Genomic DNA, 20,805 nt, shown 5'->3' with positions numbered 1-20,805 from the left:
CGGGCTGGCTCAGGTGGCGGCCGCCGCGGCCACCTGCGGACGCCGGCGACCGAGCAGGACCAGGATCAGCACCGTCGCACAGGAGAAGACGAAGGTGAGACCCAGCGCGCCGCGGCTGCCGAACTGGGTCAGCAGGCCGGCCAGCAGCGGCGGCGAGATGGCGGAGGCCAGATTGAGCGGCAGCGCGATCATCGACATCGCCTTGGCGAACTCGGCCTGGTCGTAGAACACGAGCGGGATGGTCGCCCGTGCCACCGCCATCGCGCCGCTGCCGGCGCCATAGAGCAGGATGAAGACCGCGACCGCCCAGGTCGCGCCTTCGCTCGTCATCAGCAGCAACATGGCGACAGGCAGCGCCGTGCCCGCGACGAGCCCGGTCGTGATGCCGTCCCATCGCCCGCCGCCGAGAAAATCGAGGCCGCGGGCGCTGACCTGGATCACGCCGAGCATGGAGCCGAACGCGAGGGCCTGCGCGGGCGCGAGCCCCTCCGCCCGCAACAGCTCGATCAGCACGGCGCCGATGCCGAAATTGACGAAGGCGTTGAGCGTGATGGTGCAGACGACGAGGCCGAAGGTGCTCCTCGGAATCGCCGGCGGCGGCGCCACCTTGGCCAGTTCGTCAACGTCGTCGATGGCTATTTTCCGGCGCGGCGCGAGGAAGGCATAGAGCGGAAGGTTGATGACGAGCAGCACGGCCGCGTAGACGAGGCACATTCCACGCCAGCCGAGCAGCCCGCTGAGCAGCGACGTGGTCGGCCAGAAAATGCTGCTGGAGAGCCCCGTGACCAGCATGAGCGCGCCGATGGCGTTCTTGGCGCCCCGCCCGGCCACTTCATTGAGCATGATATAGGCGCCGGTCGACAGCGTTGCGCTGCCGCCGATGCCGAGAATGACCCAGCCGGCAAAATAGAACATTGGCTCGTGGGCCAGGGACATGACGATGAAGCCCGGCACGGCGACGACCGTGCCCGCCATCATCACCTTGCGTGCACCGTGCCGCGCAAACGCCTTGGCGAGCCAGGGCGCGCACAGCCCCATGGTGACGTAAAGCACCGAACTGCCGGCGAACACCGCCGGCAGGCTCAAGCCGAGATCGGCCGCAAGGTCGCGGCCGATGACGGCCGGAAGGCCGATCGTCCCCCATCCGATGAGCTGGGTGATTGCGAGCACCAGCAGGACGCCGAGCATCCCGCTGCCCGATTTCAGAAACCGCATTCCAAACGTCGCCTGCCCGGCAGGCGCGGATCACGCCTGGGAGGCATGTCTTAGCGGGAGACCGGGGAGTCGAGGACTGTTGGTTCCGAATGGGGTGTCCCCTCCACAGCGGTAGCTTACGGTCGTTGACCTAGAACCGGCGCCGGGTTCACTCTCTAAAATACATAGAGGAAACAACGAGATGTGGATTTCCATAAGCAATGCCGAGGGGCAATTGAGCGAGCTCGTACGCCATGCCGAGGCATGCGGCGAGGTGGTTCTGACGGAGCGTGGATATGCCGTGGCGCGGCTTGTACCGGTCAAGCGTTCGTTAGACCGGGCTGCTCGGCGGAGCTTGCTTGAAGCGGCGCGCAAGAGCGGTGCGGCCAAAGCAACTCCAGCACCCAGCGCAGCGCGCAGTCAGGACTTCTGTTCGCGCGCTAGTTTGAAGGACGCGTCGAGAGGCGCAGTTTCTGCGTGGCCGCAATCAGCTCAAATTCCCTACCGCTGCGTGAGCTGCGGGTGCGCGGCTGTGACGCGCCACACCGTGTTGCCGCTGTCGTCGGCGATGAGCAGCGCGCCGCTCTTGTCGAGAGCAACGCCGACGGGGCGGCCGCGTGCCTGATTGTCGCCGTTGAGAAAGCCGGTGACGACGTCCTGCGCCGGCCCACTCGGTTTGCCGTCGGTGAACGGCACGTACACGACCTTGTAGCCGTTGAGGACTTGCCTGTTCCAGCTGCCGTGCTCGCCGACGAAAGCGCCGCCGCGATAGGCGGCCGGCAGGCTGGTGCCGGTGGAGAAGGCCATGCCGAGCGGCGCGACATGCGAGCTCAGGGCATAGTCCGGCGCGATGGCCTTGGCGACGAGATCCGGCCGCTCCGGCTTGACGCGGGGATCGACGTGCTGGCCGTAATAGCTGTAGGGCCAGCCATAGAAGCCGCCGTCCTTCACCGACGTCATGTAGTCCGGCACGAGATCGGGACCGAGCTCGTCGCGCTCGTTCACCACCGTCCACAGCGCGCCGGTCTGCGGCTCGAAGCTCAGGCCGTTGGGATTGCGCAGGCCGCTCGCAAAGATGCGCCAGCGGCCGCTGGCGCGGTCGACTTCGAGGATGGCGGCGCGATTGTGCTCGGCCTCCATGCCGTTCTCGGTAATGTTGCTGTTGGAGCCGACGCCGGCATAGAGCTTCGAGCCGTCGGGGCTCGCGACCAGGCTCTTGGTCCAGTGATGGTCGATCGGCCCGCCCGGCAGCGGCGTCAGCACCGTGCCCGGCGCGGTGATGCTGGTATCGCCTTCCGTATAGGGATACCGGACGATCGCATCGGTGTTGGCGACGTAAAGGTCATTGCCGACCAACGCGACGCCGAAGGGCGAGTTGAGATGGTCGAGGAAGACGCTCTGCGTATCAGGCACGCCGTCGCCGTTGCTGTCGCGCAGCAGCGTGATGCGGTTGCTCGGGCCGGTATCCCCGCCCGAGGTCGCCCAGGACTCGACATAGCCCATCACGATTTCCTTGGGCCGCTTGATCGCGGCGCCCTTCGGCGCCTTCGACTCCACCACCAGCACGTCGCCGTTGGGCAGCACGTAGATCGAGCGCGGATGCTGCAAGCCGGTCGCAAACGCCTTGACCTGCAGACCCTCCGCAACCGTCGGCGTCTCGTCCTTCTTCCACCCGACGATGCGCGCAATGTGCATCGGCGGCAGCAGATATTGCTGGATCTCGGGTAACTTCGGATTGGCGCCGATCTGCGCCTTGGGATCACCGCTGCCGTCATCGCAGCCGGCAAGACATAACAGCGAAGAACACAGCAAAGCGCGGGCGAACAAAGAGGTCATCGCGTTACTCCTACACCGTAGCGATAGACCAGCGCCCGGCCGAGCCAGCCTGTCACCGGCAGGATCAGGACCGTGATCACCGAGAGAACGAGCCCGGTCGGCCATACCGAGGTCCAGGCATCGCGCGTGTGGATCAGCGCATTGAAGATCGCCAGGATCAACGCCGCCGCGCTGCCCACCAGATGCGGCCATGCGGGCAATTGGGTCCGGACCAGGCGGTTGCCGAGGAAGTCGGTCAGGCCCGCGATCGCCGCCAGCACGCCGAAGGCGATGCCGACGATCAAGAGCCAGGCGGAGAAATCGGCCCACATGATCTCGGCGGTGACGATGTAGGCGATGTCGGTCGACAATGCGCCGACGAAGCAAGCGATGGGGATCGGCACAAGCATCGGATGGATGGGATGGCCTGCGATCTGCGCGGTGGAATTCACGCGCACGGCTTTTTGCACGGTCTGCCTCGTATATCTCTCGCCCACCCGACGGCCAACTCATGCCGGGAGTGATGGTTCCTGGGAGATTGCGGCGCTGGCACGTGGGTCCGCGGCTTTCACCGCCCACGAGGCGCCAGCGGGCGGAGGCGCGCAGCGCTTATGTTAAACAATGATATCGCGCGCACCGGACTCGCGGAATTCAGCGGCTTTCGATCCGCCCGACTGCGCCGTCTGTTGCAAATGTGTATTATTTCTTCGTTACAGGTAACGCGAAGAGCGTGAAGGCCCCGGTCCGCCAGCGCGGTTGAGGCGCGCCTGTGCCGCGGTCACGCCGTTTGCTTGCAGCCGCCGGTTCGACCAGTTCACGCCGTCGCCGTCCGCGCGGCGGGCGGGTTGAGTCACATGTGCCGGCGGTGCCAGGCCCCGAGGATCTGATCGACGATGGACATGCTGGCTCGCAGAACACTTGTCGACCACGGGCGGGACGAAGCCTCGGGCTCGATGGCGGCCCTGATCGAGCAGGTGACCGGCCTCGCCCGACGGCAATACCGGGTCTTTCTCGTCGTGCCCGCCGTGGCGCTCGCGATCGGCCTGCTGTACCTGCTGGTCACACCGGCGCAATACACCGCAACCACCACGCTGCTGATCGACAGCACCACGCTTCGGGTGCTCCAGAACCAGCTGCAGCCGCAGGGCGACGTCCCGCTCGACACGCTTCAGGTGGGATCGCAGGTCGAGATCCTGGCCTCGCGCAAGCTTGGCCTCGCCGTCGTCAAGGACCTGCATCTTGCCGACGATCCCGAGTTTTCGGGAACGAACGGCTGGAGCCCGTTCGCGACCCCCACCGCTGGCAGCGCTGAAGAACGCGAGCAGCGGGCGCTCGACGAATTTCTCGCCCATCGCAGCATCGCGCGCGCCGACAAGACCTATGCGCTGAACATCTCCTACACGTCGAAGAACGCCGCGACGGCGGCGAAGGTCGCCAACGCGATCGCGGAAGCCTATATCGACGACCAGCTCGGCGCCAAATACCAGACGGTGACCCGCGCCGGCGCGTGGCTGCAGGACCGCATCAACGAGCTGAAGTCGAAGGCGGCGGCGGCGGACCGCGCCGTGCTGGACTTCAAGGAAAAGAACAACATCGTCGATCTCGGCGGCGCCGGCGCATCGTCGACGGCCGGCGCCAGCACGTTCAGCCGGCTGATCGGCGAGCAGCAGCTCTACGAGCTTAACAGCCAGCTTGCGACCGCGCGCGGCGCGACCAGCGAGGCCAAGGCGCGCCTCGACCGTATCGAGCAGGTCCAGAAACTGGACGTCAGCGAAGGCGCGGTCGCGGACACGCTGAAGAACGACGTCATCACGCGTCTGCGCAACCAGTATATCGACCTCTCCGCGCGCGAGGCCAACATCTCCGGCCGCTACGGCGCCGACCATGCCGCGGCGGCCAATCTGCGCGACCAGATGGAAGAGGTCCGCCGCAACATCCGCTCCGAGCTTGGGCGGATCGCCGGCAGCTACAGGAGCGACTACGAGATCGCCAGAACCCGCCAGGAGAGCATGGAGCGGTCGCTGGCCGCGCTGGTGTCGGAGGGACAGCTCACCAACCGCGACCGGCTCGGCCTTGCCGAGCTCGAGAGCTCGGCCAAGGTCTATCACACGCTGTTCGACAATTTCCTCCAGCGCTACATGGAGGCGATCCAGCAGCAATCTTTCCCGATCACCGACGCGCGGATCATCAGCCCGGCGGTCGCACCGACGAAGAAGAGCAAGCCGGTGACGTCGCTGGTCCTCGCCATTTCGCTCTCGCTGGGGCTGATGGCCGGCATCGGCATCGCGGCGCTGCGCGAGGCCGTCGACGGCGTGTTCCGCACGGCGCGGCAGGTCGAGCAGGAGCTCGGCGCGCGCTGCCTGTCCGTGATCCCGCTGGCCTCCGCGTCGGCCTCGCCTGTGCTGCCGCGATCCGGCGCCGTCATGGCGGCCGATCCCGGCGATCTCCCAGCCCTGCCCGCGCCAGAAGGTGCGACAGGACCTGCGCCCGCGGAGCAGCAGCGCTATGCGTTCAGCGATTCCCTGAAGCGGCGCGCGGTCGACGATCCCATTTCGGTGTTCACCGAGGCGTTTCGCGCCATCAAGGTGAGCGCTTGGCTGCAGGCCAATGTCCGCGAGACCAAGGTGATCGGCATCACCTCGACGCTGCCCAGCGAAGGCAAGTCCACCGTCGCCGCCAACCTTGCGGCGCTGATGGCCGACGCCGGCCGGCGCGTGGTGCTGATCGATGCGGATCTGCGCAACCCGACGCTGGCGCGTTCGTTGACGCCGCGCCCGCAGGTGGGATGGCTCGAGGTCATGAGCGGCAAGCTCGACCTCGCAGAGGCCACCGGCCGGGAGCCGACGACGGGACTGGCCCTGCTGCCGCTGCTGCTGACCGAGGCGCCCGTGCATTCCGACGAGGTTCTGGCCTCGCAGGGCTTCCGCGACCTGCTGGAGCGGCTGCGCCAGAGCTACGACTACATCATCGTCGACCTGCCGCCGCTGGCGCCGGTCGTCGACGTCCGCGCGATCGTCCCGGCGATCGACTCCTTCGTCTTCGTGGTGGAATGGGGCGCGACCAGCGTCAAGACCGTGCGACGCCACCTGCTCGCGGAGACGGAGCTGCACGACCGCCTGCTCGGAATCGTCCTGAACAAGGCAAATTTGAGGATGCTCGAACGGTTCGATCAGCCCGGCATCTATCAGAATGGATATTATATGAGGGGTGGCTAGAGCGTTTTCGAGCGAAGTGGATACCGGTTCGCGCGAAGAAAACGCCTCAGAACAGCAATCGTCAGCCGTTGTCTGGGCGCCGCATCCGCGAGCCCTGCCGTGCCCGCAGTTCCTCTTCGTATTTCAGCTTTTCGAGCAGCATGTCGGTGACGAGGCGACGCAATTGCGCATTCTCGAGCTCCAGCCGCCTGATCGTCTCTTCGGAACTTGCATCGGCAGCCGCCGCGCGCGGCACGCTTTCGATCGCGCGGCGCCCATGATCCACGGCCGGTGAAGATTTGAGCATCTTCTTCCAGCGATGGTAGGTCATGATGCTGACGCCGAGCGCCTTGGAGATCTCGCGCTGGGTCTTGCCTTTGGCCGCGAGTTCGTTGGCCTGCGCCAGCTTGGCCGAAATCTCGTCGGAGGCATGCCTCTTGCCAACCATATTGGGTCCCCTCGGCCCGAATTGCGCCAGCCCGGGCTTAGTAAGCGCGAATCGTGAACCTTTTCAATAGGCCCACGGAGTCTCCTGTATCCATGATTGTCGGAACGGGCAACCGACGGCCGCACCGCGACCGACGAGCTGACTCCCGGGCGAGCCGACAAATGAACCAATGTTAACTATTTCGGACCGTTCCGAGACGCGCGACGCGCCGTCACGGTTCACGTCAATAGGCGTTGCGCGGCCGGATCAGCTCGAACGCCGTCCTGAACATGATATGGATATCGAGTATCAGGCTCCAATTATCGATATACCATAAATCGAGATTGACGCGCTGCTTCATCAGCTCGAGCTGCGGCGTGGCGCCCCGATAGCCGTGCACCTGGGCCCAGCCGGTAATGCCTGGCTTGACGTGATGGCGAAACGCGTAGTTCGCGATCATGGCACCGTATTCGTAGTCGTGGACCAGCGCGTGCGGACGCGGCCCGACGATCGACATGTGGCCCTGGAGCACGTTGAACAGTTGCGGCAGCTCGTCGATGCTGGTTTGACGGAGCAGGCGTCCGACGCGGGTCACGCGCGGATCCTCCTTGGTCGCCTGCACCACCGAGCCGCCGTCCTCCTGCACGCGCATGCTGCGCAGCTTGTAGATGACGAAGGGCTTGCCGTTGAAGCCGTTGCGGCGCTGCTGGAAGATCACCGGCCCTTTCGACTCCAGCTTGATCGCGAGCGCGGCGAGGATCAGCGGGGGCGTCAGGAGCGCCAGCGACGTCGCCGCGACGACGATGTCGAGCAGCCGCTTGGTCAGGCGATCGAACGTCGACAGCGGCGCCGGCTGGACTTCCACCATGTAGAGCCGCTGCTGTATCGAGGTCTGGTGACGCAGCACCGTCGACACCGCGCGATCCGGCAGCAGCCGCACCGGCAGCGGGATCACGCGCAACCGCTCGAGCAAGGCTTCGATATCCTGCGGCCCGGCCCAGGACACCGCCAGCACGATCTCTTCGGCGGAAGCCTCCCTGATGCGCTTCATCAGCGCGTCATCGCGCTGCTTCGCCCCCGACGGGTTGAATTTCGTAACCTCGTCCCGCGGCAAGGTGATGCGATCGACCTCGTGCAGGCCGAGCCTGGCGAGCAGACCGGCCTTGGAGAACTGCGCCAGTTCCCCTTGCGTCCCGATCACCACCGCGCGGCGGCCGCGGATCGTGCCGGCGACGAGTGCCGAACGAAGACCGCGTTTTCCGAGCCGGCGCGCCACGAGGAGGCCGGCGCCGCCGATCGCGAAGAAGCAGACGACCGAACCGCGCGAGGTGTCCCCGCCCGATTTGAACAGGAACAGCACGACCGCAAGCACGAGCGCGGCAAGGCACCAGCCGGCCCAGACCCGTCCGCCGTCACGTTCGTCGTCAAGGAGCCGGTTCAGCCGGTAGAGGCCGAGGAAGTGCGCCACCAGCACATAGGCAAGGCTCGCCACCAGGCCGAGCCCGGCATAGAAGGAGGCATCCTCGGCAGAGCCGCCGAGCGCGCGCTGATAGGCGATGCCGCCGATGGCGCCGGCCGCGACGATGATCGCGCAGTCGAGTGCCGCGAACAGGGGCTCGATCAGGCCGAACGGGATAGCCAGACGGACGCGCGATCGGCTCGCGAATGCCGATGTCGTTTCACCCGCATTGGTCAGGTCGGTCATGTCGCCCCCGGGATCGATGTCGCGCCCCCGATATCACGCGCATTGTACCATAATTATGATACTTTTACCGACGATTCACCATTGTCGCGCTAACGGATGACAGCGCCTCGGCACCGTAATCTCCCTGACACAAATCTGCAATCTGCCGCACTAGCGCGACGGCGCAGCCTCGGATTTGGCGTCGAGCAATCTGGACAACGCGATCTCGTTGACCACCGGCGGGGACTGCTTCAACAGCTCGGCGACATAGGCGCGGCGGTTGGCCTCGATGCGCTCGGCCCGCATGCGCTGCACCAGAGCGTCCCTCACCTCCGCCAGCGGCCGCGTATGCGAGGCCTCGGTGTCCACCAGCTTCAGGATGTGCCAGCCGTCCTCGAGCCGGATCGGATCGCTGATGCCCGACTTCGGCAGGCCGGTGACCTGGCTGCGGATCTCGGTGCGCATATCGGGCTCGGCGACCCAGCCGATCTCCCCTTCCCGCCCCGCGGTCGCCGTATCCTCGGATGATGCCTTCGCGATCGCGCCGAACTCGGCGCCGGGCTGCTTGATCTTGCGGACGATGTCGTCGAGCTTCCTGCGCGCGGTGTCCTCGGCCGCCTTGTCGGCGTCCTTGGCGAGGTTGACCACGATCTGTGCCAGGCGAAAGCGGCGCGGAACGAGGAACGCGCTGGCGTTCGCCTCGTAAACGCTTCTGATGTCGGCTTCGCCCGGATAGCTATCGCCGACCGCCGTGACCGATTGCAGATAGGTTTCGACGATCAGCGTGTCGCGGGCGCGGGCGAGCTGGGTCACCACGGCGGGCTGCTGGTCCCACTTCTTCGCCGCGGCCTCCTTCAGCACCAGGCGGTTGGCGAGGATCGCGCGCACGGTCTGGCTCAGCAGCGCCGGATCGCGCGCCATCGCCGCCTGCTGGCGTCCGTCGAGCAGCTGGATGGTGGCGCGCACCTCCTCCGCCGTGACATCGCTGTCGCCGACGCGAGCGATGATCTCGCCGCCCTTCACGGCCGCATTGTCCTGCGCCGCGGGCGCCGGCTGCGCCGCAGCGGGAGCGGCCGGCGCGGGTGTCGCGCGCGGGGCCGCCGGCTGCGGCGGAGTGCGGGTCTGTGCGAGCAGCGGTGAAGCGGCGGCGACGCTCAGCGTGCCAGCCAGCAGCGCGAGCTTGAGGACATTCCCGGTCATGAATCGGTTCATGGCTTGGCCTTCTGTTCGATGATCTGGTCGCGAAAGTCCTGGGCGGCGTTCTGATGCTCGACCCGCTTGAACCCGATCACGGGATCGTGGTGGATCACCTTCTCCAGCGGGTCCATCTTCTCGTATTGCTTGACCGCGTCGTCGGCGATCCTGACGAGCTTCACGTTCCTGGCCTCGCACGCCTTGGCGCTGGCCTTCCAAGTCGTGGCCTCGCCTTCGAATTTGCTGCGTTCAGCATCCTTGGTGCGCGCGACGCCTGCCGCCTCGCCATAGGCGCTCTTCCACTTCTCCAGGGACTCATCGCGCTCGGCGATGCGCTCGTTGAAATCCTTCACGGCCTGACGGTAGGCCTGTTCGGCTTCCTTGACCTGAGCCCGATAGGCTTCGGTCTGCTTGCGCAGGCGGTCGCGCTCCTGCTCGGCCGCGGTCAACTTGGCCTGAACCGCGGCGCGCTGGTCTTCGGCGGTGCGCGCCTGCGCAGTGGCGCTGCGCAGCGCCTCGCGCAGGCGGTCGCTTTCCTGGTCGGCGTGCGCGGCCGACGAGATCATCAACGCCAATGCGGCAGTAGACGCCAGATTCAGCAGCCGCATGATCAGAACCTCGCGTTGAGATCGAGCTGAACGATATCGACGGCATAAGGCAGGCCGGCGATGTTGTTCGCACTCATCCAGCGCACCGAGGCCCAGATGTTCTCGCCGAGGCCGACATTGCCGCCGACGAAGTAGCCCTTGAGGTTGGTGCCGCCGAGACCGAAGTCGGAATCGACGAACGCATCCACCGTCGCGTCGGACTCGAGGTATTTGTAGCCGACGTGAGCGTTCCAATCCCAGAGATGCTTGATCTCCTTGTTGCCGACGGTCATGCGCGCGAGCCAGCCCTGGTTGCCCCCGTTGTAGGGGCCTTGGACGCCCGCGGTTGTCGACGAGGCGAAGTTGTTGGGCCACACCGCCACGGCGGCGACAGCGGATCGATCAAAGGCAGTGTTCCAGACGTATTCACCATCGAGGATGATGTGAATCGGGTTGAACTGCGCGAAATCAAGCTGAGCGCTCGCGACCACCGGCCGGAAATCGCTCGCCAGACCGTAGTACTGATAGTTCAGGGTCCCGGTGTCCTTCGCGGAAACCGGCAGCACAACGGGGACGTTGCGCAGCTGCATATAGGTATTGCCCTTTTGCGCGAATGATGGGCGGAGCAGATCCGTGTCGCAGACATCGCTTGCCGTATAGACAAGGCACGCGCTGGACAGACGCCCACGAATGTTCGAGAAATCGTAGTAGGCGACCGCCATGGTGAGGGTCGTCTCAGGATCGAACTTCGCGCCGAAGCCGCCTTGCGCACCGAACAGCCATTTGTCGCGGCTCGGTAACTTGATCGGTCCAGCAAGATCGGACGTATTCAACCCGGCGTTCAGATCGGTATTGAAGACCGGAAAGGCCCCGCCGGCGAAGAATGGCGTAAAGCCCTCGGCAACTTCCTGTTTGGCCTGGATCGCGAAACCGTCGAAGCCGATATCCTTGTACCAGACCAGATCGGTCGGCGACCAGAATGGGTTGTCGAACCGGCCGACCGAAGCCACGAAATCCTGGACCGGCTGGTACTTGACGAAGGCGCGATCAAGCCAGAGGGCGTATTTCGAGAAGTCACCGCCGTTCCCGCCGAACGTTTGATTGGTAGAAACAGGTGAGCTGTTCTCGCCGGTCGCAATCCTTAGACCCGCAGTGAAGCCATCGAAAAGATCAACATCGGCTCCGAGTCGAGCGCGGAAGCGGAAGCGATTGCGATCCTGTGTGGTGTTGTAAGCCGGAAAAATATATGGATTGATTGCGTTGGCGTTATCTCCAAGAAATGGACTGCCGGTGTTGATGGCGTTGAAGTTCTCGAGGAGGCCAGAGTTGCCCGCCGGGAAATGATCCCCCTCATACCGCGCGCGAATATCGCCATAGAACCTGATCCGTTGCGCCCATTCCGGATATTTGCCCGGCGAGGCCCAGCCTTCCTTGTGCGCACGGTCCATCACCTCGGCCCTGATCTCTTCGCGGAGCTGCTTCCGGACGATCTCGGGCACGTAGGTGACGCGCTTGGTGCCGGGCGGTGACGTCGCGTCGGCCGCGCTGGTGGCTTTCTTCTCGGCGCCTTCCGCCTTGGCGGCGGCATCGCGCGTGGCCTGGCGGGCGACATAGGCTTCGTCGTCGGCCTGCTTGACCAGCACGGCCGCCTGCTCCTCGCTGAGCGTTCCCTGCTTCACGAGCAGGTTGATCAGGTTGACCGTCGCATTGGACGATGGCGGCGCGTCGCGCGACACGGTCGGACGCTTGCCCTGCGGCATGCCGTCGTCCTGCGCCGCGGCGGGGGCCGCGCACGCGATCAGCATCAAAGCCGTCGCGGTCAGCTTTCGCGTTTTCATTTCACGCCACATGACGTCACCTCTTCTGCTCTCAACTCACTCATAGTCACTCGACATCACCCGGCCCGGCTTCGCGCCGTGATGCGGGTGATGATCGGCATCGGCATGTCCCTCGGCGGCGGCTCGCGCATGCGCATGCCGCCGATCACCTGATCTCGAATGGTCGCATCCAGCGCGCCGTCGCCGGTCGACGGCGACAGCTGCACACGGCTGACCTTGCCCGAGCCGTCGAGCCAGACCCGGATCACCGCCTGCATCGAGGCGTAGCGGGTCTTCTCGTTGGCCTGGAGTGCCGCTTCCATCTGCGACTGCACGATGCTCGCGTACCAGCCGAAGCGGCTGTTGCCACCGCCTCCGCCGCCACCGCGGCCCTTGCCCTGTGCCAGACCGCCGCTGCCCGGCCCGTTGCCGAGACCGAGATCCGGCGGTCCCGGCGTCGGATCGGGGCCGGCGTCGGGCGGCGCATCCTTGGGAATGTCGACCTGCTTCTCCTCGACGACATCCTTGACCGGCGTCTGCTCCATCACCTTCTGCTCGGGCTGCTGTTCCGGCTGCTGCTCGGGCGGAGGCGGCGGCGGTGGCGGAGGCGGCGGCGGTGGAAGCACCATCGTCACCTGAAGCTCGTTCACCTTGCGCGGCGGATCCTTGTCGCCGCTCATCACCATGACGACGACGCCCGTCGTCAGCCCGATCACGACCAGCGCCGAGACGCCGAGCAGCAGATAGCGCCGCCATGCCGGCCCGCCGTCCTCGTCGTTGCTGTCGTCGTCCCACGCCATCATTCCGTCTCATCGCGCCGATGGCTTGGTCGCCATGCCGACCTGGGTGAAGTTCAGGCGGCCGAGCAGATCGAGCACGTCGACGACGTTCTGGTACGGGGTCTGGCTGTCGCCGCGCACGACGATCGGAAACTCCGGCGTCAACGCGCGCTGCTGCACGAGACGCTGCTCGAGCTCGGGCAGCGTGACGGGGATGGTGTCGAGGAACAGCTTGCCGTCGGTGGCGACCGTGATCGCCTTGGTGGTCTGCTGCGCCAGGCTCGGCGCAGCGCTCGCCTTCGGCAGGTTCACCTTCATGCCCTGCACGGTCGCCGTGGTCATGATGATGAAGATCACGAGCAGCACGTAGGCGAGATCGAGCATCGGCGTGATGTTGATGTCGTCGTACGGCTTGCTTTCGGACTGGACTTGCATCGGTCTACTCCGCCGCCTGCTTCATAGGCTCGTCCGGAATGTCGTAGGATTCCGCGATGCGCGTGACGAACTCGTCGACAAAGACCTGCATCTCGCTGCTGACGTCCTTGATGCGGATCGTCAGGTAGTTGTAGGCAAACAGCGAGGGGATCGCGACGCCGAGGCCGGCGACGGTGGCGACGAGTGCCGCGGCGATGCCGGGCGCGATGGCGTTGACGTTGACGTCGCCGCTGGCCGCGATCGCCGCGAAGGTGATCATGACGCCGACGACGGTGCCGAGCAGGCCGAGGAACGGACCGCCGGAGATCGCGATCGTCAGCATCACCATCAGGCGGTTGAGGCGCTGGCTCTCCCGCACGAAGCCGCTGTCGAGCACGGCGCGGATCGACTGGATCGCCTGCGGCGAAAGCCGGCGGTAGCCGCCGCCCGCGAAGCGCCGCCGGATCTCCTGCGCGCCGGAGGCGAACAGGCGGTACAGCGGCGCGGCATGGACCACCTTGCGCTGCTTCTTGCCGAGCTCACCGCCGAAGCCCGGGTCGTTCTCCTTGCTGTCGAGCTGAAGCAGGCCGCCGATGTCGGTCGACGTCTCGCGGAAATGCTTGAGGAAGATCGTATTGCCGGCCGAGACCCGGTTCAGATACGAAATGCGGTCGACCATGACGTACCAGCTGATCAGCGCCATGATCCCGAGCAGTCCGATCACGACCCAGCCGTCGAGCGTCACCGAGCGCAGGATCACGCCGAAATAGCCGCCGCTGAACCAGCCCGCGTTTTCCTCGTCGACGCTGAACGCCATCAGCTTGGCCTGGTCGGGTCCCTGCCCGATCGCGCCGAGCTTGATGAAACCGGCCGAGCGCGCGACCTTGGCAATCTGAAACTCGTCGACATCGCCGGCAAAGCCCGCGGCAACGATCGCCGGAGCGGCTGCGGCCGGAGCCGCTTGAGCCGCATCGGCGGCAGGCGCGGCCGCATCCGCTGCCGGTGCCGCCACTGATGCGGCAAGGCCGAGCTGCGCCGTGCCGGTCATGGTGGGCAAGCCCGCGGCCAGCGTCGCAGCCTGATTGCCGTCGACGTAGAGAACGATCTGCGCGCCCTTCGCCGTGAAGGCGATCTGGTGCCAGGTCCCGGCCGCGATTGCTGCGCCGCCGACGCTGCGCTGCGTGCTGCCGCCATTCGTGACCTCCACGAAGGCCACGCCGTTGTCCAATCCGACCGTTACGCCGTTGGCCCCTTCGGTGCGCGAAAACAGCACGGCTCCGGCTTGCGGCGCGGTCATCTTGACCCAGAGCGACCAGGTCAGTTCGCCGTTCTCGGCGACGACCAGCGAGGGGGAGCCGGGCAGCGTGAGCGCGGTCTGGCCGTCGAGACGCACACCCTGGCCGATGATGGCCCCGTCCGCGCCGGGCATCGCGTTCTGCGCGGTGTTCGCCCAGGCCGTCACGTCCTGCGCCGGCGTCGCGCGATCGTTGAAGTGATAGACCAGCAGCGTATCGGGATCGTAAGTGCCCTTGGCATCGACCGCGGCCGGCGCCTTCTGGTTTCCGTAGTAGAGCCAGATGTCGTTCTTGGCGCCCGGCTTCAGATCGGGAACGCCGACCCAGACCAGCGCCTCGCCGAGCAGCGAGTCGTATTTCTCGACATGGTGCTTGAGCGGCGTCTTGTCGTCACCGGCGACGAAGCGAAGATCGCCGCCGTCCTCCTTGGCCGCACCGAAACGGAAATTGCCGACATGGAGGCGAACCAGGATTGGGGTCGCGCCGATCGCATCGCTGATGCCGGCGCCCGACGGGCCGGTGTCGATGGTGATCTTCTTGCGTAGCGTCCACTGGTCGTTCCACCACGCGGAGGCCGGGCCCGGCCACAGCGCGGCGAGGAACACCAGCGCGAGCATCACCGGTGCGCTCAGGCGAAATCCGGGACGTGATCCAAAGCGAAGGAGCGACATCTAGAATTCTCCCCAGAGCCGAAAGCTGAAACGTGGATGGTTGGCGACGGTGGCCTGCTGGCCGGTCAGCGGCACGCCGACGAAGACGATGCTGTTGAGGTAGCGCAGCGTTTTCATGCGCATGCCGACGCCGTAGCTCGCGAGGTCGAAGTGCGACTGCTGATCGGTGAGCGGCTCGTGAATCCTGGCATTGCCGCCGTCGACGAAGGCGAACAAGCGCATCTCGTCGAAGGCGTTGTACTTGATGGCATCGCCGGCTGGATTCGGCAGCTTCTGCTCGAGATATTGCGCCAGGTTCGGCGTCCGCAGCTCCAGCGTGCCGGCGACGCCGTAGTCGCCGAGCACTTCGGATTCGAGATAGCCGCGCACCGTGTCCTGGCCGCCGAGGCTGAATTGCTCGCTGGAGATCAGCGGCTGGTCCGCGGCCTGCCCCTGCAGCTTCGCGTAGAGCTGGAAACCGCCGGCGAAGTCCTGGGTGTGCGAGATGTCGGCATGCAGCGAGATGAAGTTCGCCGTCGCCTTGTAGCGTTTGGCATCGAACTCGTCGCGGCTGGAGCCGATGCCGCGCATGCCCGCGGTGATCGTGGCATTGAGCTGGGTCAGCCGCCCCTCGCCCTGCCAGGTCGCGCCGTAGGTGCCGACCAGCGGCACATAGGTCACGGGCGAGCTGAAGGCGTCGGAGCCGAGCTGCAGCGTCTGCTTGAAATCCTTGTAGTCGACGCCGAGCGACAGCGTCTGGAACAAATCGCCCCGCGACGGCAGAGTCAGCACCGCGCGGCCGCCGACGACCTGGCCGGGGCCGACGACGTTGGAGCCGCCGACGGTTGCGACCGAACTGTCGGACTTCAGGCCGTAGACGAGGACGCTGAGCCAGTCGATCTCGGTCCGCGCCAGATAGGAGCCCGACACGACCATCGCGTCCTTCGGATTCATCGGCGCGAACTGGTAGGTCCAGGTCATGGAATGACCGAGCTGCCACAGATCCTCGTAGCGCATCGAGATGCTGGTGCGCAGCGCCGTGGTGCTCGGGCTCTGCTTGTTGTTCAGCTCGACGCTGCCGTGGAGCGGAAGGGTGTCCTCGACGTTGAGGTCGACGTCGACCGTTCCGGGCGCAACGCCGGCCCGCAGCGCCGGCGTGACGCGACGGTCCGGCCACCTGTTCAGCGCGACGATGTCCTTCGTCACGTCCTGGAAATTCGGCAGCGCGCCTTCCTTCAGCGACGGCGCACCGCTCTTGACGTTGTCGAGATCGAAATAGCGCGAGCCCTTCACCCGCAGCCGGCCGACCTTGTTCTCGGTGACCTTGAGCACGACGAAGCCGCGCTGCGCATCCTGCTGCGGTACAGCGACGCTGACGGTCTGAAGGCCCTTGTCGTGATAGGCCTTCTCGACCGCGGCGCGCGCCTTCTCGACATCCTGCGCGCTCTTGCTCGGGCCGAGGAACGGATAGACGGCGGACTCGACCTCGATCTGCGGCAGATTGTCCGCACCTTCGACACGATACTCGTCGATATCGAAACGCGGTTCCGGCGCGGCCGGCTTGGTCGCATCCGGCGCACTCTTCTCCGCGGCGCCCTTGTCTGCCGCAGCCTTGCCCGGTTTCGCGCTCGCAGCCGCGGCGGCAGCGGGCTTGGCGCCCGGCTTGGTGACCTCAGCCTCGGGTTTCGCGGCGGCCGGCCTGGTGCAGATCGCGCAGATGATCAGGCAGCAGACGGCGAGGCGCGATGCACAGGCAACGTCGGTCCTGCCGCTGCGCAACGTGCGCAGCAGCCGCGGCGCACGGCGACGCGCGCCGTTATGATACAGACCACGCGAATTCACCTCGGCCTCGATATCGCTCTCTCATTGCGGCCGGCTCGCACGCGGCCGCAGCATCCTTCGGACAGCCCGAACCGACCGAAACGCGGTGGTCTGCTGGGGCCTTATCCGATAGACGCTGCGAACGGAGCCGCAGCGAAAACTTTTTCGCTGCGCGCGCAGCATCGCCAATCAAGGATGTGATGATTCCGCGCAACATAACGCGACTAACGCAAGACGCCTGTTATTCACTAACAATCCGTCACATTACCGTTGTGCGGCCTTACTACCGTCCCGCCGTCAAATGGGACTGAGTGAAGTGGGGCGTAGCATGACCATCGACAGCATCAGCAGCTTGCGGACTCTTCTGCTGGCCGAATATGTCGACTTCGATCGGAGGCTGACGCGCCGCCTCGGCTCGCCGGACCTCGCCTCCGAAGCGCTCAACGAAACCTATCTGCGCCTCGAGGGCATGCGCGAGCTCGGACCGGTGCGCAGCCCGAAGGCCTATCTGTTCCGCATCGCGCTGAACATCGCCGCCGACCGCCGCCGCGCCGAGCGGCGCCGCCTCACCTCCGACGAGGTCGATGCGCTGCTCGAGATTCCCGACGACCAGCCGGACGCTGCCCGCGTGATCGAGGATCGCTCCGAGGTCAATCTGCTTCGGCACGCAATCGCCGAGCTGCCCGAGCGCCGCCGGCGTGTCCTGACGCTCTCGCGCATCGACGGAATGCCGAACCGCGAGATCGCGGCCCTGCTCGGCGTTACCGTCCGCACCGTCGAAACCGACCTCAAGCAGGCGGTCGAACATTGCGCCGATCGTCTCAAACGACCCGGCCGCGTCAAATTCGGTTTTCAGCGTCCCGCTTCGTCTTACGTACAGAGATATGTCGACCGGGAGCATCCGCTCGCGGCCGGCGTGTGCGGGAAAGCGCTGGATCGTGACGAAGCGAAGCCATCAGGTCGATCACTTAGATCCCTTAATCCGTGAAGCCCTGTCATGGATCACGCGCCTCAAGTCGGGCGAGGCGACGCTGACCGATGCCGAGCAGCTGATGGACTGGCGCGGACGCAGCTCCGCGCATGAACATGCCTTCCGCGAAGCCGTGAAATGCTGGCGCGCCATCGGCCAGGCGCTTGCGACCGGCCGACCGGCGCCGGCAAGCCGGCGGCGGCGCGCGCCCAACAGCAAGGCGCGCGCGTAACGCGCAGCATCCGGCTTCAGGTCTGGGTCTCTCTCTCGTCAGCCTCGATCAGCGCAGATCCGCCGGTGCCTTGCGCTCGGCAACGCCGCGCAGCCGCGTGTTGAGCGCTGCGAAATTGATCGCACCGCCCGCCGTCAGGACGCGGCTGCCGCGGCCGGGTCCGCCGCCACCGGCGGACCTTCCAAACGTCGCCTGAGGAACCGAGCCGGTGACGGCAACGCCGCTCGCGGCCAGATGCGCGCGGACGCGCGTGCAATACTCGACCGACAGATAGGAAAAGCGCGTCTCGCCATGGCCGGCGCGATATTTCATCGTCGCGGTGCAGAGATCACCGTTGGCGCGGCGCCAGGCGCCGGCGAGATAGCGCACGCCGTAATGCACATTGACTTCGGGCGAGGCAAGCTCCGCCGGCGTGCCGGCAAAACCCATCATCCGCGCGGTCGGCAGCATCACCTGCATCAATCCGACCTCGCCATCCATGCCGACGACGCCGGGATTGTAGCGGCTCTCGACCGCCATCACCGCATCGACCAGCGCCGGCGGCAGGCCGAAGGCGAGCGATTCACGCTCGACGAGCTGGCGGTATTCGGCACGGCCGGCGCGCCAGTCGCGGCCGAAGATGGCACTGGTGCGATAGGTGGTGTTGGCCAGCAGCGGATTGGCGGGAGGAAAGTCCGCAGCGGTGAGCGGCCGCGGCGCGAAGCGCTCGAGCGCCAGGGGTTGCACCCCGCCGTCATCCGCATCGACAGCAGACGCGGCGACACCGGCCGTCGCGGCCTGGCCGCCCCCCTCATCCTCCTGCGCCCGCCCCTCGCCGCTCATGACCAGCAGGCACAACGCCGCGACCGGCCACGACCAGCGCGCGGCGCGGATGCCTTTCGCTCGTGAGGTGGATGCGGCCATCAGCGATGCGGCGGAACGTTGATGACTGACGACGGACGGAAAGGAACGGCCGAACGGCCGTAATTGGAGCCGTATTGCTGGCGGACGGCCGCCTCGTTCACGTTGCCGACGCGCACATCGGACGACCGCGCATCGACCGGCGGCAGGTTGAGCGACGGATTAACCTTGTCCACCTCACGCCGGAGCTTCTGGTTCAGGCAGCCGAAGGCGCCGTCGTTTCCGATCTGCACGTCAACGCAGCGCTCGAAACTGGAGGTCGGCTTGCCGCCGATGATCGTGCCCTGCCGCTCCGCCGGCGGCGGGTTGATCGGGCCGGGACCGGCAGACTGGGCCGCGGCAGGCCCGGCGATCGCGATCAGCCCGATGGCCAGAGCCCGCCCGCCAACATTTCCGAACCCATGCAAAGCGCGGCTCATGGCCTGTTCCTCCGCTCGCCGGCGCGCCCCGTCGGCAGATCCGGGACCTGCGTTAACATAATTCGATGCGGCCGGACTCGATCGCCCATGATGAGTAACATTTGCGGACAGAGCGTCAAGCCGCGACGCGTTCGTCTCCATCATCGCAGTCCGCCAGCCCTCACGGCCCGCTGGGGCTGATCGTGGTCGTCGAGGTCGCCGATCCCGGGAAACGGATATTGTTGACCAGCGACACGCCGCTCTCGGCGGTGACGAGCGTGGTGTTGATGAAGTTCAGGACCTTGGTGATGTCGACCTGCGGCGCGTTGGCGGCATAGACCACGTCGAACGGGCGCATCGACAACTTGGTGGCGATGAAATAGCCGGCCGGATCCTGGAAATTGACGTTGAAGACGATCGGCACGGAATCGCCGTCGAATTTCGAGCAGTCGACGCCGAGCCGCTGCGCCACCTCGCGCGGCTCGCGGCGGTAGAGGAAGACCGAGGCGGGATCGGCCTGGAGATCGAGCAGGCCACGCGCCTTCGCGACCGCCTGCGTCAGATTGATACGCCAGGCGTCGAAGTTGAACTCCCCCTGCTGGCCGGTGGCGCCGAACGCGATGAACTTCATCGGCTCGCGGTAGAGATAGATGCGGTCGCCGGGCTGCACGAAGACGTTGCTGTTGGGGAAATAGACGAGATTGCCGAACGGCACCGTGGCGCGCTTGCCGGCGCGCTCCAGCACGACCCAGGTCTCCCAGCCGGCGCCGCTGATGCCGCCCGCCCGCGTGATCGCGTCGGTGATGCGGTCCTGCGCGCCGGCGGACGGCATCGGGAAGCGCACCGGCGTGCGGACCTCGCCGAACACGCTGACCATCGAGGAGCGCTGCTGGCTGGACGTGACCACGACTTGCGGATCGATCGCGCGCTTCTTGATCTGCGCCAGGATGTCGTCCTGGACCTGCACATTGGTGCGACCCGCGGCGCGGATCCGGCCGGCATAGGGCACCGTGATGTTGCCGTCATTGTCGACGGCCTGGTCGGGCAGGTTGACGAAATTGCCGGGCCGCACGCCGGCCTCCAGCGGCACATAGAGGCCGCCGGCGGACGCCTCGAAGATGGTGACGCTGATGATGTCGCCGATGCCGAACTTGATGCTCGCGGGCGGACGCGTATCCGTCAGGAATCCCGGCAGTCCATTCGGCTCGAATTTCTCGAGCATCTGGACCACCTCGGGATTGAGCTTGACGACCGCGAACGGCAGCGCGGTGGTGTTCTCGTTCCTGACGTCGAGGCTCGCCGGCCCCGCCATCGGCACGAATCCGCAGCCGCCGAGAAGGGCCGACGCGATCAGGCAACATGCGATCGACAAGAGCTTTCCAAATCGCATGACGTTCGTTTCACACCAAGCTGACGCGCATCCGGACAGGCCTG

Annotated in this window: 18 protein-coding genes and 1 pseudogene; 4 read left to right on the top strand and 15 right to left on the bottom strand. The window is 66.0% G+C overall.

All coding sequences use genetic code 11. From position 1 onward, the window contains the following. Positions 1–9: 9 nt before the first annotated feature. Positions 10–1,215 (bottom strand): MFS transporter, encoded by a 1,206-nt coding sequence (locus F8237_RS29175; RefSeq protein ID WP_151649626.1) that lies wholly within the window; start codon positions 1,213–1,215, stop codon positions 10–12. A gap of 181 nt (positions 1,216–1,396) precedes the next feature. On the opposite strand from F8237_RS29175, the pseudogene F8237_RS37025 reads away from it, so the two are divergent. Continuing rightward, positions 1,397–1,624, top strand: a pseudogene (locus F8237_RS37025) (type II toxin-antitoxin system Phd/YefM family antitoxin); the annotation flags it as partial. 71 nt (positions 1,625–1,695) lie between these two features. Here F8237_RS37025 and F8237_RS29165 read toward each other — a convergent pair. Both F8237_RS29165 and F8237_RS29160 read right to left on the bottom strand, forming a co-directional pair. Beyond that, complete coding sequence (locus tag F8237_RS29165) at positions 1,696–3,030, bottom strand: PQQ-dependent sugar dehydrogenase (RefSeq protein WP_151649624.1); 1,335 nt, start codon at positions 3,028–3,030, stop codon at positions 1,696–1,698. After that, on the bottom strand, positions 3,027–3,479 hold the full coding sequence (locus F8237_RS29160) for a DUF2231 domain-containing protein (protein ID WP_151649623.1): 453 nt from the start codon (positions 3,477–3,479) through the stop codon (positions 3,027–3,029). The genes F8237_RS29165 and F8237_RS29160 overlap by 4 nt, the downstream gene beginning before the upstream one ends. A 429-nt stretch (positions 3,480–3,908) precedes the next feature. Here F8237_RS29160 and F8237_RS29155 point away from each other — a divergent pair, with 429 nt between their 5' ends. Beyond that, complete coding sequence (locus tag F8237_RS29155) at positions 3,909–6,224, top strand: polysaccharide biosynthesis tyrosine autokinase (RefSeq protein WP_201280163.1); 2,316 nt, start codon at positions 3,909–3,911, stop codon at positions 6,222–6,224. Positions 6,225–6,285: 61 nt separating this feature from the next. Here the strand turns inward: F8237_RS29155 and F8237_RS29150 are convergent, their stop codons facing one another. The 9 genes from F8237_RS29150 to F8237_RS29110 form a co-directional block, all read right to left on the bottom strand. Continuing rightward, positions 6,286–6,651, bottom strand: a complete 366-nt coding sequence (locus F8237_RS29150; RefSeq protein WP_151649622.1) for a helix-turn-helix domain-containing protein — start codon at positions 6,649–6,651, stop codon at positions 6,286–6,288. Between the two features lie 223 nt (positions 6,652–6,874). Beyond that, positions 6,875–8,335 carry an undecaprenyl-phosphate glucose phosphotransferase gene (locus F8237_RS29145; RefSeq protein ID WP_151649621.1) on the bottom strand — a complete coding sequence of 487 codons (1,461 nt, stop codon included), beginning with the start codon at positions 8,333–8,335 and terminating at the stop codon, positions 6,875–6,877. Positions 8,336–8,485: 150 nt separating this feature from the next. After that, complete coding sequence (locus F8237_RS29140; protein ID WP_151649620.1) at positions 8,486–9,514, bottom strand: peptidylprolyl isomerase; 1,029 nt, start codon at positions 9,512–9,514, stop codon at positions 8,486–8,488. Positions 9,515–9,522: 8 nt separating this feature from the next. Further along, a complete protein-coding gene (locus F8237_RS29135; RefSeq protein WP_151649619.1) occupies positions 9,523–10,116 on the bottom strand; it encodes a hypothetical protein in 594 nt (197 codons plus the stop codon). A gap of 2 nt (positions 10,117–10,118) precedes the next feature. After that, a complete protein-coding gene (locus tag F8237_RS29130; protein ID WP_244626007.1) occupies positions 10,119–11,933 on the bottom strand; it encodes a putative porin in 1,815 nt (604 codons plus the stop codon). Between the two features lie 56 nt (positions 11,934–11,989). After that, positions 11,990–12,715, bottom strand: a complete 726-nt coding sequence (locus F8237_RS29125; RefSeq protein WP_244626006.1) for an energy transducer TonB family protein — start codon at positions 12,713–12,715, stop codon at positions 11,990–11,992. A 6-nt stretch (positions 12,716–12,721) separates the two neighbouring features. Then, entirely contained in the window at positions 12,722–13,126 is a 405-nt protein-coding gene (locus tag F8237_RS29120) for an ExbD/TolR family protein (RefSeq protein ID WP_151649617.1), read from the bottom strand. Positions 13,127–13,130: 4 nt separating this feature from the next. Then, positions 13,131–15,071, bottom strand: a complete 1,941-nt coding sequence (locus F8237_RS29115) for a DUF2341 domain-containing protein (RefSeq protein ID WP_151649616.1) — start codon at positions 15,069–15,071, stop codon at positions 13,131–13,133. After that, positions 15,072–16,892, bottom strand: coding sequence for a ShlB/FhaC/HecB family hemolysin secretion/activation protein (locus F8237_RS29110; RefSeq protein ID WP_244626005.1), 1,821 nt, complete (start codon positions 16,890–16,892; stop codon positions 15,072–15,074). A 307-nt stretch (positions 16,893–17,199) separates the two neighbouring features. Between F8237_RS29110 and F8237_RS29105 the strand changes: the two genes are divergently transcribed. Next, positions 17,200–17,859 (top strand): RNA polymerase sigma factor, encoded by a 660-nt coding sequence (locus F8237_RS29105; RefSeq protein ID WP_151649615.1) that lies wholly within the window; start codon positions 17,200–17,202, stop codon positions 17,857–17,859. Continuing rightward, a complete protein-coding gene (locus F8237_RS29100) occupies positions 17,810–18,073 on the top strand; it encodes a FecR/PupR family sigma factor regulator (RefSeq protein WP_162006260.1) in 264 nt (87 codons plus the stop codon). Before F8237_RS29105 ends, F8237_RS29100 begins: the two co-directional genes overlap by 50 nt. 48 nt (positions 18,074–18,121) lie before the next feature. On the opposite strand, the gene F8237_RS29095 is transcribed toward F8237_RS29100, so the two are convergent. From F8237_RS29095 to F8237_RS29085, 3 genes are all read right to left on the bottom strand, one after another. After that, positions 18,122–18,976, bottom strand: a complete 855-nt coding sequence (locus F8237_RS29095) for a lytic transglycosylase domain-containing protein (RefSeq protein WP_244626004.1) — start codon at positions 18,974–18,976, stop codon at positions 18,122–18,124. Beyond that, the gene (locus F8237_RS37020; protein ID WP_244626003.1) at positions 18,976–19,392 is read right to left on the bottom strand and encodes a hypothetical protein; all 417 of its coding nucleotides are present in this window, start codon (positions 19,390–19,392) and stop codon (positions 18,976–18,978) included. The genes F8237_RS29095 and F8237_RS37020 overlap by 1 nt, the downstream gene beginning before the upstream one ends. A gap of 160 nt (positions 19,393–19,552) precedes the next feature. Next, positions 19,553–20,743: a polysaccharide biosynthesis/export family protein gene (locus tag F8237_RS29085; RefSeq protein WP_310473107.1), complete on the bottom strand. Its 1,191-nt coding sequence runs from the start codon at positions 20,741–20,743 to the stop codon at positions 19,553–19,555. Positions 20,744–20,805: the final 62 nt, after the last annotated feature.

It is taken from the genome of Bradyrhizobium betae, assembly GCF_008932115.1.
Classification (GTDB): Bacteria; Pseudomonadota; Alphaproteobacteria; order Rhizobiales; family Xanthobacteraceae; genus Bradyrhizobium; species Bradyrhizobium betae.
The sequence above is the reverse complement of the archived record's forward strand: the minus strand, read 5'-3'. Positions and strand labels throughout refer to the sequence as shown.